The following is a 16273-nucleotide window of genomic DNA, read 5'->3' as shown; positions in this document are numbered from 1 at the left end:
AACATGACAACCGGGACACAAGGACGAGCGCCATGACGATGAACCTCGAATACGCGAAGACCGCACCGGAGCGCGCGGAACTCGACACGACGCGCGGCCCGCTGGTCGTGGAGTTCGGCACGGACTGGTGCGGCCATTGCCGCGCGGCGCAGCCGCTGATCGCGCAGGCGTTTCAGGAACACAGCGCGGTGCGGCACATGAAGATCGAGGACGGCAGCGGCCGGCCGCTCGGCCGCTCGTTCCGGGTCAAGCTCTGGCCGACGCTCGTGTTCATGCTCGATGGCCGTGAAGTCGCGCGGCGGGTGCGTCCTGGCGACGCTTCCGAAATTCGCGACGCCCTCGCGCTGATCGACGAACCACTGGCTGGCTAAGTCCGACGGCAGGGTAATTACGCGGTCAGCCGCACGTCGCAAAGTTGTATGATAACCCGACGACTTCACGAGCTTCTCCTGTCGCAATGTTCGAGAAAATTCCGCCGCGCGCGCTGTCGGACACCGTCGCGCAGCAATTGCAGAAGCAGATCGAGAAAGGCAGCTTCGCCGGTACCGGCAAGCTGCCGAGCGAGGCCGTGCTCGCGCAGCAGTTCGGCGTCAGCCGCACGGTGATCCGCGAGGCCATCTCGAGGCTCAAGAACGAAGGCATGGTGGAGCCGCGCCAGGGCAGCGGCGTGTTCATCGTGGAGCGGGCGGGCATCCGGCCGCTGCGCATCGACTACGCGCAGGCCGTCGAGCCGGGCGCGGTCGTGCAGATTCTGGCGCTGCGCCGCGCCATCGAGGCCGAAGTGGCCAGCGAAGCCGCGCTCCGGCGCAGCGCGGCTCACATGGCGGCCATCGACCGCGCGCTCGCGCAGATCGACGTGGCCGTGCGCGAGGCGCGTGACGGCGTCGCGGAAGACGTCGCGTTCCATCGCGAGGTCGCAACCGCCAGCGGCAATCCGTATTTCCTGAAAACGCTCGCCTTCCTGAACCAGTATCTCGAAGCGGGCACGCTCGTCACGCGCGGCAACGAAGCGCTGCGCGAGGATTTCATGCGGCAGGTGCGCGAGGAACATGCGGCGATCGTCGAGGCGATCCGCGCGCGTGACGCCGACGCCGCGCGCCGCGCCGCGCAGACACATCTCATCAACGCCGCACGCCGTCTGGCGGAAGCGGGCATCTGCTGAATCCCTATTCGACCGAAGAGGAAGACATGACGAGAAACGTGGGCGTTATCGGGCTGGGCGCGATGGGCATGGGCGTCGCCCGCTCGCTCCTGCGCGCGGGTTTTGCCGTGCACGCGTGCGATGTGCGTCAGCCGGTGCTGGATGCGTTCGCGGGCGAAGGGGGCGTTGCGTGCACATCGCCGGCTGAACTCGGCGCGCAGTGCGACGTGGTGCTGACGGTCGTCGTCAACGCGGCGCAGACCGAAGCCGTGCTGTTCGGCGAAACCGGCGCCGTGCCCGCGATGAAGCCTGGCGGCGTGGTGCTCGCGTGCGCGACGGTGTCGCCGCAGTTCGCCGCGGACCTCGGCGCGCGCTGCGAGGCGCGGGGCGTGCAGATGCTCGATGCGCCGCTCTCGGGCGGCGCGGCCAAAGCCAACGCCGGCGAGATGACGATGATGACCTCCGGCCCCGCCGCCGCCTACGCCGCCTGTGAGGACGTGCTCGGGGCGATTGCCGGGCAGGTGTATCGGCTGGGCGAGGCGCACGGCGCGGGTTCGAAGGTCAAGATCATCAATCAGTTGCTGGCGGGCGTGCATATCGCGGCGGCGGCTGAAGCCATGGCGCTGGGCCTGCGCGAGGGCGTCGATCCCGATGCGCTCTATGAAGTCATCACGCACAGCGCCGGCAATTCGTGGATGTTCGAGAACCGCGTGCCGCACATTCTCACGGGCGACTACACGCCGCTGTCTGCCGTCGATATCTTCGTGAAGGATCTCGGCCTTGTGCTGGATACCGCGCGCACTTCGAAGTTTCCGCTGCCGCTGTCGGCGGCGGCGCACCAGATGTTCATGATGGCGTCGACCGCCGGCCATGGCGGCGAGGACGATTCCGCGGTCATCAAGATCTTTCCGGGCATCGAGGTGCCGAAGGGAGCGAAGGCATGACGGGCACAACGCAAACCCCGCACGCCCTGCTCGGCTGCATCGCCGACGACTTCACCGGCGCCACCGATCTCGCCAACATGCTGGTGCGCGGCGGCATGCGCACGGTGCAGACCATCGGCGTGCCGGAGGCGGGCGCGCGCATCGAGGCGGATGCGCTGGTGGTCGCGCTCAAGTCGCGCACCATCGACGCAAAAGACGCCGTGCGCCAGTCGCTCGACGCGCTCGCCTGGCTACGCGCGCAAGGCTGCACGCAGTTCTTCTTCAAGTACTGCTCGACCTTCGATTCCACCGATCGCGGCAACATCGGCCCCGTTGCGGACGCGCTGCTCGATGCGCTGGGCGACGACTTCACGATTGCCTGCCCGGCGTTCCCGGAGAACGGCCGGACGCTGTTTCGCGGCCATCTGTTCGTCGGCGACGGGCTGCTGAGCGAATCGGGCATGGAGCATCACCCGCTCACGCCGATGACCGATCCGGATCTCGTGCGCGTGTTGCAGCGGCAGACGCCATCGAAGGTCGGGCTGCTGCGCTACGACACGATTGCGCAAGGCGCGGACGCGGTGCGCGCACGCATTGCCGAACTGCGGCGGGAAGGCGTGCGCCTGGCGATCGCCGATGCCGTCTCCGACGCCGATCTCTACACACTCGGCGAAGCCTGCCGCGATCTTGCGCTGATCACCGGCGGCTCGGGCGTCGCGCTGGGCTTGCCGCGCAACTTCGGCGCGGCGAACCGGCTCGCGCATGCGGAACAGGCGGCGGCGCTGCCGTCGATCGAAGGCAAGGCGGTCGTGCTGGCGGGGAGCGCATCGAAAGCGACGAACGCCCAGGTGGCGGCATGGCGCGCGTCGAGGCCGAGTTTTCGCGTGGATCCGCTGGCGCTCGCGCGCGGCGAACCGGTGGTCGATCAGGCGGTCGCGTTCGCGCGCGAGCACTTCGGCAAGAACGAACCCGTGTTGATCTATGCAACCTCGTCGCCCGACGAAGTCAAGGCGGTGCAGAGCCAACTGGGCGTCGAGCAGGCGGGGCGACTGGTGGAAGCGGCGCTCGCCGGCATCGCGCGGCGCTTGCGGGATGAAGGCGTGCGCAAGTTCGTCGTCGCGGGCGGCGAGACCTCCGGCGCCGTCGTGCAGGCGCTGGACGTGCGCAGCCTGCGGATCGGCCCGCAGATCGATCCGGGCGTGCCGGCGACGCAATCCATCGGCGCACAGGCCGGCGATGCGCTCGGTCTTGCGCTCAAGTCCGGCAATTTCGGCACCGCTGATTTCTTCGAGAAGGCGCTGCGGGCACTGTGATGACATCGAGCAGACATTGCGTTCGTGAAGAAAACGGCACGACGAGCAGGAGCCTGTGCGGGCTCGGCAGCCTGAACCTCGCGGCGTCGGACTGGACGTTTTTGCAGGCGGCTTGCGCGCCCGAGGAACAGCAGGAAACTCCGCCACTGTTTCTTTCAACCCCGCCGCCGACTGATGCGGCCATCGGCCCGCGCTGACAAGCCAGCCGCACGCCCACACCCTTTCGCAACGGAGACACGACCCCATGCCACGTTTTGCCGCGAATCTCACGATGATGTACACGGAACACGCGTTCCTCGACCGCTTTGCCGCCGCCGCGAAAGACGGCTTCAAGGCGGTCGAGTTCCTGTTTCCGTACGACTATCCGGCCGAGGATATCCGGCAGCGCCTGACCGACAACGGGCTCACCCAGGCGCTCTTCAACGCGCCGCCCGGCGACTGGGGCGCGGGCGAGCGCGGCATTGCCTCATTGCCGGGCCGCGAGGCGGAGTTCCGGCAAAGCGTCGCGAAAGGACTGGAATACGCGGCAGTGCTCGGCAACCAGAAGCTGCATGTCATGGCCGGCCTCATCAAGCCTGAGGAATCGCGGGAACGGCATCGTGCGGTCTACCTGGCCAATCTGGCCCATGCGGCCGAGGAAGCGCGCAAGGCGGGCATCGGCATCGTGATCGAACCGATCAACACACGCGACATTCCCGGCTTCTTCCTGAACCGTCAGGACGACGCGCAGGCCATCTGCGAGGAAATCGGCGCGCCGAACCTGCAAGTGCAGTTCGACATCTATCACTGTCAGATCGTCGAAGGCGACCTCGCGATGAAGCTCAAACGCGACATGCAACGCGCGAGCGCGGGCATCGGGCACATCCAGATCGCGGGCGTGCCGGAACGTCACGAGCCGGACCTGGGCGAACTCAACTATCCGTATCTGTTCGAGCTGATCGACACGCTCGGCTATGCGGGCTACATCGGCTGCGAATACAAGCCGAAGGCCGGGACGTCCGCGGGCCTCGGCTGGCTCAAACCGTATCTGTGAGGAGACGACGCTCATGAAAATCCTGATTACAGGCGGCGCGGGCTTTCTGGGCCAGCGGCTCGCCAGACGTCTGCTCGAACGCGGCATGCTCGATGGCAAACCGGTCACCGAACTGGTGTTGCTCGACATCGCGCGGCCGCACGACGAGCGTCTTTTGAACGACCCGCGCGTGCGCGCCGAAACCGGCGACATCTCGGACCCGGCGGTGCTGCGACGTCATCTCGACACAGACACGGAAGCGGTGTTCCATCTCGCCGCCATCGTCAGCGGGCAGGCCGAGGCGGACTTCGACCTCGGCATGAAGATCAATCTCGACGCCTCGCGCGCGCTGCTCGAAGTGTGCCGCGCGGCGGGGCATCGGCCGCGCGTCGTGTTCACGAGTTCGGTGGCGGTCTACGGCGGCGCGCTGCCCGACATCGTGCAGGACGATACCGCGCTCAACCCGCAATCGTCATATGGAACGCAGAAGGCGATCGCCGAATTGCTGCTGTGCGACTACGCGCGGCGCGGCTTCGTCGATGGCCGCGTGCTGCGGCTGCCGACCATCAGCGTGCGCCCGGGCCAGCCGAATGCGGCGGCATCGTCGTTTGCGAGCGGCATCATTCGCGAGCCGCTGAACGGTGAACGCTCGGTATGTCCCGTCAGCGGCGACACGCGCCTCTGGCTGCTTTCGCCGAAGCGCGCGGTCGAGGCGCTGATCGCGGGCTGCGAGATCGAGCGCGGCAAGCTCGGCGACCGGCCGGTGATCAATCTGCCGGGGCTTTCAGTCAGCGTGGACGAGATGATCGCCGCGCTGCGTGAAGTGGCCGGCGAAGACGCGGTGGCGCGCATCGACTTCCAGCGCGACGAGCGCATCGAGAAGATCGTGGGCAGCTGGCCCGGCGCGTGGGACACCGCGCGCGCCGAAGCGCTGGGGCTCGAAGGGGATGCCGCCTTCGCGGACATAATCCGCGCCCATCTCGCGGATTCCTGATTCCGCGCCGCGTCCTTCAAGCGCTGCCCCCGGCGCCAAGGGGCAGCGCGACGGCCGTCATGCTTTCGTTCGCATTTCCGGGCTACACTGTTCGCTTATATGTGACGAACGTCGGCCCGGCGCTGCATGCACCGCGTTGAAGCACGAGCCTCCGCACGCTCGTTTCTCCGTCGCTTTCATGCTTCCTGCGCCTGTTTTGCGGCTCCGTTGCGTCTGTCCTGCGCCCGAGCCGCGCCGCCTCGTCGCCCGGTGAGTACGCATCCTTCCCGCGCGGGAGTCTTCCATGTCGTTGCATCAGCTAGTCGATCGATTCGGCCCGGCGATCGTGTTCCTCAACGTAATGGGCTCGGCGCTCGGGCTGCCCGTTCCCGCGATGCCGACCATGATCATCGTCGGCGCGTCCATCGCGCTCACGGCGGTGAACGGCGGCGCATTCTGGCCGCCGCTCGCGGGCGTGCTGTGCGTGGCCGTGGCGGGCGGCGTGATCGGCGACCTCGTCTGGTTCCAGGGCGGGCGCAAGTACGGCGACAAGACCCTCAAGACCATCTGCAAGTTGTCGCTCTCGCGCGATACCTGCGTGAAGAAAACCGAACGCTTCTTCGGCCGCTGGGGCGTGCGCGTTCTGCTGGTCGCGAAATTCATTCCGGGCCTGTCGCTGGTATCGGTGCCGCTCGCCGGCGCGATGGGCGTCAAGCTGCGCAGCTTCATCGCGCATGACGGCGCGGGCGTGGCCTTGTGGAGCATCGTCGGACTGACGGTCGGCGTCATCTTTGCCGCGCAGCTCGAAATGGTCTTCGCGCTGATCGCGCAGCTCGGACGCCAGGCGGTGATGGTGGTCGCGGTGTTGCTGGCCGTCTATGTCGCCTATCGCTGGTGGCGGCGCCGCGCGCTCATGGCGACGCTCGAAAAGGCGCGCATCAGCGTGGACGAACTCTATGCGCTGATGAACGACCAGCCGCTGCCGGTGATCTTCGATATCCGCTCGCCCGAGAAACGCATGCTCGATCCCGCCGCGATTCCCGGCTCGCTGTTCGCCGACGAGCGCGAACTCGCGACGATCATCGAAAACTACGACAAGTCGCGCAAGGTGGTCGTTTACTGCTCGTGTCCGAACGAAGTGTCGGCGGCGTGGATGGCGAAGACGATGCGCAACGCCGGCTTCCGCGACGTCGTGCCGCTCACCGGCGGTCTCGATGCATGGCGTCTTGCCGGTTTCGAGGTAGCGACGCTGACCGAGTTCGGCGAGCTCGTGGCCACGACGCCGGAAGAAGTCGCGGAGATGGCCGCGATGTGCCCATGGTCGGTGAAGTCGGCGGCCCCGCCCGCGGTGCCGCCTGCAAGCGCTACATCCCTTCATGAAGCTGGTTTGCCACACGGAGATCGCGCATGAGCACCACCCCGTTCGACCATTCGCGTCAGAGCATGCCGAACGTCGTCGCCTGGAGCGCGCGCGAAACGCCCGAGAACCCGAATGTCGTGCCGACGCCCGCCGCCGCGCCGCCCGTCAGCGACGACAACGCGCCATTCTCGCCGCTCGAAAGCCGCGCGCACCAGATGTTCCCGCGTCTGACCGACGGCGAGATCGAGCGCATGAGCCGCTTCGGCGAGACGTCGCGGTGGCGTCAGGGCGACTGGATGTTCCGCATGGGCGAGACCGGGCGCGGCATGGTGATCGTGCTGAAAGGGCTCGTGCGGGTGACGCGGCGCAATGCGCTCGGCAAGGAGCATCTGGTGGTCGAGCACGGGCCGGGGCACTTTCTGGCTGAAGTGGCGCAGCTGTCGGGCAAGCCGTGTCTCGTCGACGGCATGGCGGCCGAGGATGTCGAGGGCATCGTGATCGCGCCGGAGCGGCTGCGGGCGCTGCTGGTCGCGGAGGCGGAACTCGGCGAGCGCATCATGCGGGCGCTGATCCTGCGCCGCGTGGGCTTGATCGAGAAGGGCAGCGGTCCGGTGCTGCTGGGCCAGTCCGACGACGGGCGCCTCGTGTCCCTGCAAGGCTTCCTGCGCCGCAACGGCTATCCGCACACGGTGATCGATGCCTGCGCCGATCCCGACGCGATTTCATTGCTGGAACGCATCTCGGCGTCCACGGCGGATTTCCCGCTCGTGATATGCCCGGACGGCACCGTGCTGCGCGCGCCGAGCGAGAACCAGGTGGCGACGCAACTCGGCTGGCTGCCGGAATTCGATCCGGCGCATGTCTACGATGTCGCGATCGTCGGGGCGGGCCCGGCCGGACTGGCGACGGCGGTGTATGCGGCGTCCGAGGGCTTGTCCGTCGCGGTATTCGACTGCCGCGCGCCGGGCGGCCAGGCGGGCGCGAGTTCGCGCATCGAGAACTATCTCGGCTTTCCCACCGGCATCTCCGGGCAGGCGCTCGCCGGGCGTGCTTTCGTGCAGGCGCAGAAGTTCGGCGCCCACATCGCGATCCCGACGAAGATCAAGTCGCTGCACTGCGATTGCGAGCCGATCCAGATCGAACTGGAGAACGGCACGCGCGTCACGTCGCAGACGGTGGTGATTGCGTCGGGCGCGGCGTATCGGCGGCCCGACATCGACGGGCTCGAACGCTACGAAGGGCATGGCACCTATTACTGGGCGTCGCCGGTCGAGGCGAAACTGTGCAAGAACGCTGAGGTGGTGCTGGTCGGCGGCGGTAACTCGGCGGGACAGGCCGTCGTGTATCTGGCGACGCACGCGAAGCACGTACACGTGCTGATTCGCGGCGCAGGGCTGGCGGCGAGCATGTCGCACTATCTGGTGGAGCGCATCCGCTCGCTGCCGAACGTGACGGTGCGCACGCATACGCAGATCACGTCGCTGGAGGGCGACGGCCGCGCGTTGACCGCGATCCATTGCAAGACCCCGGAAGGCCCGCTTACGATCGACTCGCGGCATCTGTTCCTGTTCACCGGCGCGGATCCCAACACGGACTGGCTGCGCAACTGCAATGTGAACGTCGATGGCAAGGGTTTCGTGCTGACCGGAGCGGAAGCGCATGAAGGCCGCACCGAAGGCGTGATGATGCTGGAGACGAGCGTGCCGGGGGTGTTCGCCATCGGCGACGTGCGTTCCAGTTCCACCAAGCGCGTCGCGGCGGCGGTGGGAGAAGGCGCGGCGGTCGTCTCGCAGATCCACGGCTTGCTGGCGAAACGGCAGGCGCTGGCCGTGCCGGTGTGATAGGCGCTTTTAGTTCGATGCCGGAAAGCGCAGCGTGAACTCGATCCAGCCATCCTCCGGCGTGTCGACGGACGCGCTGCCGCCGTGCAGCCGCATGATCGCCTGCACGATCGAGAGGCCCAGCCCGCTCGATTCCGTGAACTCGCTGCGCGCCGCATCTCCGCGATAGAAACGGTCGAACAGCTTGCCGAGTTCCTCCCGGCCGATATCGCCATCGATCTGATTGCGCACCGTCACCACCGCGCCGGCTGCGTCCGCGTGTCCATGCAGACGCACGACCGAACCCGCCGTCGCGTAGCGCACCGCGTTCACGACCACATTGCCCACCGCCCTGCGGCACATGATTGCGTTTGCAACCATTTCACCGCTCGCGTCGATATCGAAGCGGATGCGGCGTTCGTCCGCAATGCCTTCGAAGTAAGTGCAGATCGTGTCGAGCTCGTCGCGAAGCGCCAGCTGCTCGCGCTCGATGCGTTGTTCGCCGTGATCCGCCTGCGCCAGGAACAGGATGTTCTGTGCAATGCGCGCGAGCCGCTCGAGTTCTTCGAGATTCGATTCGAGCACGTTGCGATACTCGGCGACGTTGCGCTCGTGCGCGAGCGTGACCTGCGTTTCGCCGATCAACACGCCGATAGGCGTGCGCAGTTCATGCGCGAGATCGGCGGAGAACTGCAACAGGCGCTCATAGCCGTGTTCGAGCCGATCCAGCATGGCATTGAACGACGCGGCGAGACTTTGCAACTCGGCGGGCGCATGCGCCACGTCGAGCCGCGCGGAGAGCCGGTCCGGCGCGATTTCCGCGGCCTTGTCCGCCATCAGCTTGAGCGGCTTGAGTCCGCGGCTCGTGACCCACCATGCAAGCAACATCGTGACGAGCGCCGCGCCGATCACGTTGAGCCACACACGCTCCAGATAGACCGACAGCACGCGCGCTTCCTGCGTCATCACGTGCGCCGCGATGATCTCCACGACTTCGCCGTTATCGCCGATACGCGCCTGCGCGCCGACCCAGCGCATGCGCACGCCGTCCGCGCGCGTTCCCTCGTAGAGATCGTCGAGGCCGATGGGCCGCGTCACCGGCACGACATGCAGCGGCGGCAAGGACATCTGTTCCGGATTGACGTTGATGAACGGCGCCGATCCCGCGCGCCGGAACAGGATCACATCCTGCCGGTCGCCCAGCATGGTTTCGAAGAGCCGCGGCCGCGCCTCGATTTCCTTGATCGTATAGAGATCGTGCAGCAGCGAGCGGAAATGCTCGACGCGCGCGATCAACTGGTAGTCCGCGCGCGTTGAAAGCGCCACGTTCGTGGCGTGATAGAGCGCCGCCGAGACCATGGCCAGCACGATGCACACGATCACGACGAACGACAGCGCGATGCGTACCGCGAGTGAGCGCGACTGCCGCTTCAAGGATTCTCCCCGAACGAATAACCGATGCTGCGCACCGTGTGGATCAGCTTGAGCTCGAACGGATTGTCGAGTTTCGCGCGCAGGCGCTTGATGGCGACATCGACCACATTGGTGTCGCTGTCGAAGTTCATGTCCCACACTTCGGAGGCGATCAGCGTGCGCGAGAGCGCTTCGCCCTGATGCTTGCAGAACAGATGCAGCAGCGCGAATTCCTTGTTGGTCAGCGCGATGTCGGCGCCCTGGCGCGTCACCTTGCGGCGCAGGACATCCACCTGCAGATCCGCGACCTGGAAGGTATCCGATTCGCGCATCACGCCCCGCCGCAGCAGCGTGCGGATGCGCAGCACCAGTTCCGTGAAGGAGAACGGCTTGACGAGGTAATCGTCCGCGCCGAGTTCGAGTCCGTGGATGCGGTCCGTCACGTGGTCGCGCGCGGTCAGAAAAATGACAGGCAAGTCACGTTTCGCGCGCAACGCGGCCATGACCTGCCAGCCGTCGATGCCGGGCAGCATCACGTCGAGCACGATCAGCTCGTATGGGTTGGCGAGCGCCTGATGCAGCCCGTCCGTGCCGTTGCGCACGAGTTCGACCTGATAACCGGACTCGATCAGCCCTTTTTTCAGGTAGTCGCCGGTCTTGCGGTCGTCTTCGATAACGAGGATGGTCATGCTCGCGCTGCGCGGGGTGCGGGTTCGGATGAATTGACGACATTCTAGCCAGAGCCCGCCCGTCGCCCGCCAAGAATGACAAAAAAGTCATTGAAGGGTCATGGATCATTCAGCGCGGCGTGGCTAACATGCCAGCACATTGTTTCGCCATTCGCGAGGAAACCCGTGCAAGTACAACCGCTCTGGCTGCGCATTACGCACTGGCTCAACGCCTTCGCCGTGTTGATCATGGTGACGAGCGGCTGGCAGATCTACAACGCGTCGCCGATCTTCAAGTCACTGACCTTTGCCCCGGCCATCACGCTGGGCGGCTGGCTCGGCGGCGCGCTGCAATGGCATTTCGCGGCGATGTGGCTGCTGGTCGCGAACTTCATCGTCTATCTGGCGATGAACCTCATCACGGGCCGGCTGCGCCGCCGCATGTTCCCGCTGTCCATCAGGAGCATCTTCACCGATGCGCTGGCCGCCGTGCGCGGCAAGCTCGGCCATGACGACCTCACGCATTACAACGCCGTGCAGAAGTTGGCTTATCTCGCGGTCATCGTGGACATCGTGATCGTGATTCTCTCGGGGCTCGCGGTGTGGAAGTCCGTGCAGTTCCCGTTGTTGCGCGCGTTGATGGGCGGCTATGACAACGCCCGCGTCGTGCATTTCTTCGGCATGAGCTTCCTGGTGGCGTTCTTCGTGGTACACGTCGCGATGGTCGCGCTCGTGCCGCGCTCGCTCGTGCTGATGATTCGAGGCCGCTGATCCATGTCGCTGAAACTGTTCAAATCGAGACCCGACGCCGACCTCATCATCAAGGACGCGGCGAAGGAACTGAAGGCGCCGGCGCGCCGTCTGTTCGGCAAGCGCATTCTGTCGCTCGGCGGCCTGGCGATGCTCTCCGGCTGCAACATCACCGACGACAAGTCCGTCAACGTCATGCTGCGACGGATCTCGTCCTTCAATGACGACGTGCAGGCGCTGCTGTTCGATCCGAACGCGCTCGCGCCCACGTATCCCGAGTCGATGATCACGCGGCCGTTTCCGTTCAACGCGTTCTATGACATCGATGAAGTGCCCGAAGTCGATCCGGCCGCGTACAAGCTCGAGATCGGCGGCATGGTGAAGGGCAAGCGCGTCTGGACGCTCGACGAACTGCACGCGCTGCCGCAGGAGAGCCAGGTGACGCGGCATATCTGCATCGAGGGCTGGAGTGCGATCGGCAAGTGGGGTGGCGTGCGCTTTGCGAACGTCCTCGCGCGCGCCGGTGCGGATACGAGCGCGAAGTACGTGGCCTTCCATTGCGCCGACAACTATTCGACGAGCATCGACATGCCCACTGCGCTGCATGCGCAGACGCTGCTGACGCTGACCTATGACGGGCAGACCCTGCCGCCCAAATATGGTTTTCCGATGAAGCTGCGCATGCCGACCAAGCTCGGCTACAAGAATCCGAAGCACATTGTCGCGATCACCGTGACCAACGATTACCCCGGCGGCTATTGGGAGAACCAGGGCTACAACTGGTTCGGCGGGTCCTGATCGCCGTGTTTCGCTCAACACTTCAGTTTCGATTAACCCAAGGAGATTGCATGTCGATCCGCATGAAACTCGGCGTCAGCATCGTGACGCTCGCACTCGCTTCCGCCGCTTTTGCCCAGACGCCCGCCGCCAAACCCACGCGCATTCGCGGCGATATCGTGTCGTTGTCGGGCGATACGCTCACCGTGCATCGCAAGAGCGGCGACACCGTGAAGATCGCGGTGAAGGCTGACACGCCCGTCACGGCGCTGAAGAACATCAAGCTGCAGGACATCAAGCCGGGTTCGTTCGTCGGCACGGCGGCGATGACCGGCACGGACGGCAAGCTCACCGCCACCGAAGTGCTGGTGTTCCCGGAAGCGGCGCGAGGCACCGGCGAAGGTCACTATGACTGGGATCTCGGCCCGAAGAGCTCGATGACCAATGCGAACGTCGATCAGGTGGTGCAGGGCACGAGCGGCCGCGACCTGAAGCTCTCGTACAAGGGCGGTTCGAACTCGGTGACGGTGCCGGAGAACGTGCCGGTCGTGACCTTCTCGCCCGCAACGCACGACGATCTCAAGCCGGGCAAGAAGGTGTTCGTCGTGGCGAGCCCGGCGGGTTCGGACTTCACGGCGCAGCGTATCGTGGTCGAGAAGGATGGTGTCGCGCCGCCGATGTAATCGGCCTGCGTTTCTATCGCGTCATGAATGCCCGCCAGAGCAGTCCGGCGGGCATTTTTTTCAAAGGCTCATTCCAGCGATGCACGCAGATGACGGACGCTCGTCACCGTGTCGTCGAATTGCAACGTGCCGAGCTTGCGCTTGAGGCGGCGCGTCACTTCGGCGCTTGCCGTGCCGATGCGCTTCATCATGACGTGCGCGGCATCGGTGGGATGGATCGCGGATTCGCGGCCGTCGCTTTCAGTCGACCAGCGTTCCACGAAGCCGAGCTGTTGCAGTCCATCAAGCGTGCGCGTGGCCGTGGGACGCGAGATGGCAAGGGCATCGGCGAGACTGCTCTGCAACAGGCCTGGACGTTCGACGACGGCGCGCAGCATGAACGCCTGCGACGGCGTGAGTCCGAAAGGCTTGAATGCTTTCGCCCACTCGCGTTCGAGCGTGCGGGCCAGCGCGGTCGTGTTGAAATAAAGGCATTGGTCGAACATGCGGTTCACCGTGAAGTCATGTCATTCGCTCTGCAACTATTGGGAAAGGGTGCATCGGCAGATTTTACGCGTTCGCGATAAGATGGCCGCCTGCGTTTTTTGATCCTGGGCAACTTTGCGTTGCGCCGCTCCACTCTCAAGGAGACATGCATGAGCAACACTCGTTCCGACCTTCCTGCTTATCCGAATACCCAGCTGTATATCGACGGCGCCTGGCGCAACGGTTCGCGTGACACGGCCGTGATCAATCCGGCAAGCGAAGCCGAGATTGGCCGCCTGGCGCTGGCCGGCGAGTCCGAACTGGCGCTCGCGGCGGACGCAGCCGCGCGCGGCTTCAAGGAATGGCGCAAGGTTTCGCCCTACGAGCGCAGCAAGATCATGCGCCGCGCCGCGCAGATCATTCGCGAACGCGCGGCGCAGATCGCCGCGATCATGACGATGGAGCAGGGCAAGCCCCTGGGCGAAGCGCGTATCGAGACGCTTTCGGCCGCCGACATCATCGAATGGTTCGCTGAGGAAGGCCGTCGCACGTATGGCCGCGTGATCCCGTCGCGCGCGGATGCGGTGCGTCAGATCGTCACGCGCGAGCCGGTGGGTCCGGTCGCCGCGTTCACGCCGTGGAACTTCCCGATCAATCAGGCGGTGCGCAAGGTATCGGCGGCGCTTGCGGCGGGCTGCTCGGTGGTGCTGAAAGGACCGGAGGAAACACCCGCGAGCTGCGCCGCGCTCGTGCAGGCCTATGCCGATGCAGGCGTGCCCGCCGGCGTCATCAACCTCGTGTTCGGCGTGCCCGCCGATGTCTCGAAGTACCTGATCGCGCATCCGGTCATCCGCAAGATCTCGTTCACCGGCTCCACGCCGGTGGGCAAGCTGCTCGCCTCCATGGCGGGCGAGCACATGAAGCGCGTCACGATGGAACTGGGCGGTCACGCACCGGCCATCGTGTTCAAGGATGCCGACATTCCGCGTGCCGCAAAGATGCTGGCCGGAGCCAAATTCCGCAATGCGGGGCAGGTGTGCATCTCGCCGACGCGCTTTCTCGTCGAAGAAGCCGTGTATGAAGAGTTCGTGCATCACTTCGTCGCCACGGTCAGCGCCGTGAAGGTCGGCAACGGTCTGGAAGACGGCGTGCAGATGGGGCCGCTCGCCAATGGTCGCCGCCTGGAAGCCATGGAGCGTCTGGTCGCCGATGCGCGCGAACACGGCGCCAAGGTGCTGACGGGTGGCGAGCGCGTTGGCCGAGAAGGTTACTTCTTCGCGCCGACCGTGCTCACCGACGTACCGATGAGCGCCCGCATCATGACCGAAGAGCCGTTCGGCCCGATCGCGCCGATCGCTTCGTTCAGCTCGTATGACGAGGTGATCGCCGAGGCGAACCGTCTGCCGTATGGTCTTGCCGCGTATGGCTACACGAGTTCGGCGGCTACGTCCGCTGCGTTCGCGGACGATATCGAAAGCGGCATGGTGTCGATCAACCATCATGGTCTCGGCATGCCCGAGACGCCGTTCGGCGGCGTGAAGGATTCCGGCTACGGCTCGGAAGGCGGCAGCGAAGCGATGGAAGCGTATCTCGTCACGAAGTTCGTCACGGAACATCGTTAAAGCGCGGCGCATGTCGTGCATGGAAGCGGCCTTGTATGGGCCGCTTTTTTTTATGTCTCGCGTACCTGTAAGGGGCATCGCAAGGTCCGTGCAATACGGGTCGGTTTCAAGAGTGTAACCACGTAACGCGCGGAAAAATGTGCGTAGCCGAATTGCCAGCTTCACTCTCTAGGATGAGATCGGGACGCGCATGATCTGCCCGTCCGGTTCCTGGAGAATCGCATGCTGAGCCCTCACGAACTATCCACGCTGCTGTTGATCCAGCGTTCGCCTCATCTGGTCGAGGCGGCCGGTTTTCATACGGTGCGTCTGCGTCAGGAGGCGTTGATCGAGATGACGCGTCTGCCGAGCGGTCACGCGCTGCCCTCGCTGACACCGAAAGGCTGGGACATGTTGCAGCGGCTCGGCGCACTGCGCGGACATGCGTCTGACGATCACGACGAGAACGGCTAGCGCGAGCGGCCGTGGAGCAGCGAGGGTATGCTGTGGCTCGACCCCGACACATGGAGCGTGCAAGTGACTGATGCGAAGAAACCGACCATTGCGCTGCTCGGCGCGGGCAACATGGGATCCGCGGTGGGCCATGCGCTGACGCAGGGCGGCGCGCAGGTCTTCACGTCGCTCGAAGGCCGCAGCGCCGCAAGCGTGAAGCGGGCACAGGAAGCCGGCATGCGCGACGCCAGCCTCGACGATCTCGCCGCGTGTGACTTCATCCTGTCCGTCGTGCCGCCGGCGGTGGCTGTGGAGACTGCGCAGCGTCTTGCACCGGTGCTCGAACGAGCCTCGCGCAAAGCCGTCTACGTCGATTGCAACGCGATCAATCCCGACACGGTCAGGACGGTGGCGCAGGTCCTCGAACCGTCGGGCGCGCCTTTCGTCGATGGCGCGATCATCGGTTTGCCTGCCGCGCCAAAGTTTTACTTGTCCGGGCCCCATGCGCCGGACGCGCAACCGCTTGCTGAAGCGGGCCTCGTCATACACGTGCTCGATGGTCCGCTCGGCGCGGCATCGGCGCTCAAGATGTCGTATGCGGGCATCACGAAGGGACTGACGGCAATCGGTTCAGCCATGTCGCTGGCCGCGATGCGCAACGGCGCCGGCGACGCGCTCTTCGCCGAACTGACGCAGAGCCAGCCCGCGCTCGCCGCTTGGCTTTCGCGCAACGTGCCGCGCATGCCGGCGAAGGCGCATCGCTGGGTGGCGGAGATGGAAGAGATCGCGCAGTTCATCGGCGAGGAATACGCCGAGCATCGCGTGTACGAAGGCGCTGCCGGGCTCTATGCGCGGCTCGCGAAGGATCGCGACGCAACCGATGCGCTCGAACGCTTCTTCGCCGAGCGGGACAAATGACAG

Annotated in this window: 17 protein-coding genes; 14 read left to right on the top strand and 3 right to left on the bottom strand. The window is 65.5% G+C overall.

Annotated features, from left to right (window positions below; genetic code table 11):
• Nucleotides 1–32: 32 nt before the first annotated feature.
• The 8 genes from QCE63_RS32820 (at nucleotide 33) to QCE63_RS32785 (ending at nucleotide 8563) form a co-directional block, all read left to right on the top strand.
• The gene (locus QCE63_RS32820) at nucleotides 33–371 is read left to right on the top strand and encodes a thioredoxin family protein (RefSeq protein ID WP_309838953.1); all 339 of its coding nucleotides are present in this window, start codon (nucleotides 33–35) and stop codon (nucleotides 369–371) included.
• Nucleotides 372–457: 86 nt separating this feature from the next.
• Nucleotides 458–1162: a FadR/GntR family transcriptional regulator gene (locus QCE63_RS32815; protein WP_309838951.1), complete on the top strand. Its 705-nt coding sequence runs from the start codon at nucleotides 458–460 to the stop codon at nucleotides 1160–1162.
• A gap of 26 nt (nucleotides 1163–1188) precedes the next feature.
• Entirely contained in the window at nucleotides 1189–2085 is an 897-nt protein-coding gene (gene ltnD, locus QCE63_RS32810) for an L-threonate dehydrogenase (RefSeq protein WP_309838949.1), read from the top strand.
• Nucleotides 2082–3377 (top strand): 3-oxo-tetronate kinase, encoded by a 1296-nt coding sequence (gene otnK / locus QCE63_RS32805; RefSeq protein WP_309838947.1) that lies wholly within the window; start codon nucleotides 2082–2084, stop codon nucleotides 3375–3377. The genes ltnD and otnK overlap by 4 nt, the downstream gene beginning before the upstream one ends.
• A gap of 244 nt (nucleotides 3378–3621) precedes the next feature.
• The gene (gene otnI / locus QCE63_RS32800; RefSeq protein WP_309838946.1) at nucleotides 3622–4410 is read left to right on the top strand and encodes a 2-oxo-tetronate isomerase; all 789 of its coding nucleotides are present in this window, start codon (nucleotides 3622–3624) and stop codon (nucleotides 4408–4410) included.
• A gap of 13 nt (nucleotides 4411–4423) precedes the next feature.
• The gene (gene denD / locus QCE63_RS32795) at nucleotides 4424–5383 is read left to right on the top strand and encodes a D-erythronate dehydrogenase (protein ID WP_309838944.1); all 960 of its coding nucleotides are present in this window, start codon (nucleotides 4424–4426) and stop codon (nucleotides 5381–5383) included.
• Between the two features lie 283 nt (nucleotides 5384–5666).
• A complete protein-coding gene (locus QCE63_RS32790; protein ID WP_309838942.1) occupies nucleotides 5667–6773 on the top strand; it encodes a DedA family protein/thiosulfate sulfurtransferase GlpE in 1107 nt (368 codons plus the stop codon).
• Nucleotides 6770–8563, top strand: a complete 1794-nt coding sequence (locus tag QCE63_RS32785) for an FAD-dependent oxidoreductase (protein ID WP_309838941.1) — start codon at nucleotides 6770–6772, stop codon at nucleotides 8561–8563. Before QCE63_RS32790 ends, QCE63_RS32785 begins: the two co-directional genes overlap by 4 nt.
• 9 nt (nucleotides 8564–8572) lie before the next feature.
• On the opposite strand, the gene QCE63_RS32780 is transcribed toward QCE63_RS32785, so the two are convergent.
• Together QCE63_RS32780 and QCE63_RS32775 are read right to left on the bottom strand one after the other, a co-directional pair.
• Nucleotides 8573–9976, bottom strand: a complete 1404-nt coding sequence (locus QCE63_RS32780) for a heavy metal sensor histidine kinase (RefSeq protein ID WP_309838940.1) — start codon at nucleotides 9974–9976, stop codon at nucleotides 8573–8575.
• Complete coding sequence (locus tag QCE63_RS32775; protein ID WP_309838939.1) at nucleotides 9973–10644, bottom strand: heavy metal response regulator transcription factor; 672 nt, start codon at nucleotides 10642–10644, stop codon at nucleotides 9973–9975. The genes QCE63_RS32780 and QCE63_RS32775 overlap by 4 nt, the downstream gene beginning before the upstream one ends.
• A gap of 165 nt (nucleotides 10645–10809) precedes the next feature.
• Here QCE63_RS32775 and QCE63_RS32770 point away from each other — a divergent pair, with 165 nt between their 5' ends.
• The 3 genes from QCE63_RS32770 to QCE63_RS32760 are packed head-to-tail and all read left to right on the top strand — an operon-like array spanning nucleotide 10810 to nucleotide 12833.
• Nucleotides 10810–11394, top strand: a complete 585-nt coding sequence (locus QCE63_RS32770) for a cytochrome b/b6 domain-containing protein (RefSeq protein WP_309838938.1) — start codon at nucleotides 10810–10812, stop codon at nucleotides 11392–11394.
• 3 nt (nucleotides 11395–11397) lie between these two features.
• Nucleotides 11398–12171, top strand: a complete 774-nt coding sequence (locus QCE63_RS32765) for a molybdopterin-dependent oxidoreductase (RefSeq protein ID WP_309838936.1) — start codon at nucleotides 11398–11400, stop codon at nucleotides 12169–12171.
• 50 nt (nucleotides 12172–12221) lie between these two features.
• Complete coding sequence (locus tag QCE63_RS32760; RefSeq protein ID WP_309838934.1) at nucleotides 12222–12833, top strand: hypothetical protein; 612 nt, start codon at nucleotides 12222–12224, stop codon at nucleotides 12831–12833.
• 68 nt (nucleotides 12834–12901) lie between these two features.
• Here the strand turns inward: QCE63_RS32760 and QCE63_RS32755 are convergent, their stop codons facing one another.
• The gene (locus QCE63_RS32755; protein ID WP_309838932.1) at nucleotides 12902–13318 is read right to left on the bottom strand and encodes a MarR family transcriptional regulator; all 417 of its coding nucleotides are present in this window, start codon (nucleotides 13316–13318) and stop codon (nucleotides 12902–12904) included.
• Nucleotides 13319–13468: 150 nt separating this feature from the next.
• On the opposite strand from QCE63_RS32755, the gene QCE63_RS32750 reads away from it, so the two are divergent.
• From QCE63_RS32750 to QCE63_RS32740, 3 genes are all read left to right on the top strand, one after another.
• Nucleotides 13469–14920, top strand: a complete 1452-nt coding sequence (locus QCE63_RS32750; protein WP_309838930.1) for an NAD-dependent succinate-semialdehyde dehydrogenase — start codon at nucleotides 13469–13471, stop codon at nucleotides 14918–14920.
• Between the two features lie 222 nt (nucleotides 14921–15142).
• Entirely contained in the window at nucleotides 15143–15373 is a 231-nt protein-coding gene (locus tag QCE63_RS32745; protein ID WP_309838928.1) for a hypothetical protein, read from the top strand.
• 27 nt (nucleotides 15374–15400) lie between these two features.
• Nucleotides 15401–16270 carry a DUF1932 domain-containing protein gene (locus tag QCE63_RS32740; protein WP_309838926.1) on the top strand — a complete coding sequence of 290 codons (870 nt, stop codon included), beginning with the start codon at nucleotides 15401–15403 and terminating at the stop codon, nucleotides 16268–16270.
• Nucleotides 16271–16273: the final 3 nt, after the last annotated feature.

Origin of the sequence: Caballeronia sp. LZ065 (genome assembly GCF_031450975.1) — a bacterium.
In the GTDB taxonomy this organism is placed as follows: Bacteria; Pseudomonadota; Gammaproteobacteria; order Burkholderiales; family Burkholderiaceae; genus Caballeronia.
The sequence above is the reverse complement of the archived record's forward strand: the minus strand, read 5'-3'. Positions and strand labels throughout refer to the sequence as shown.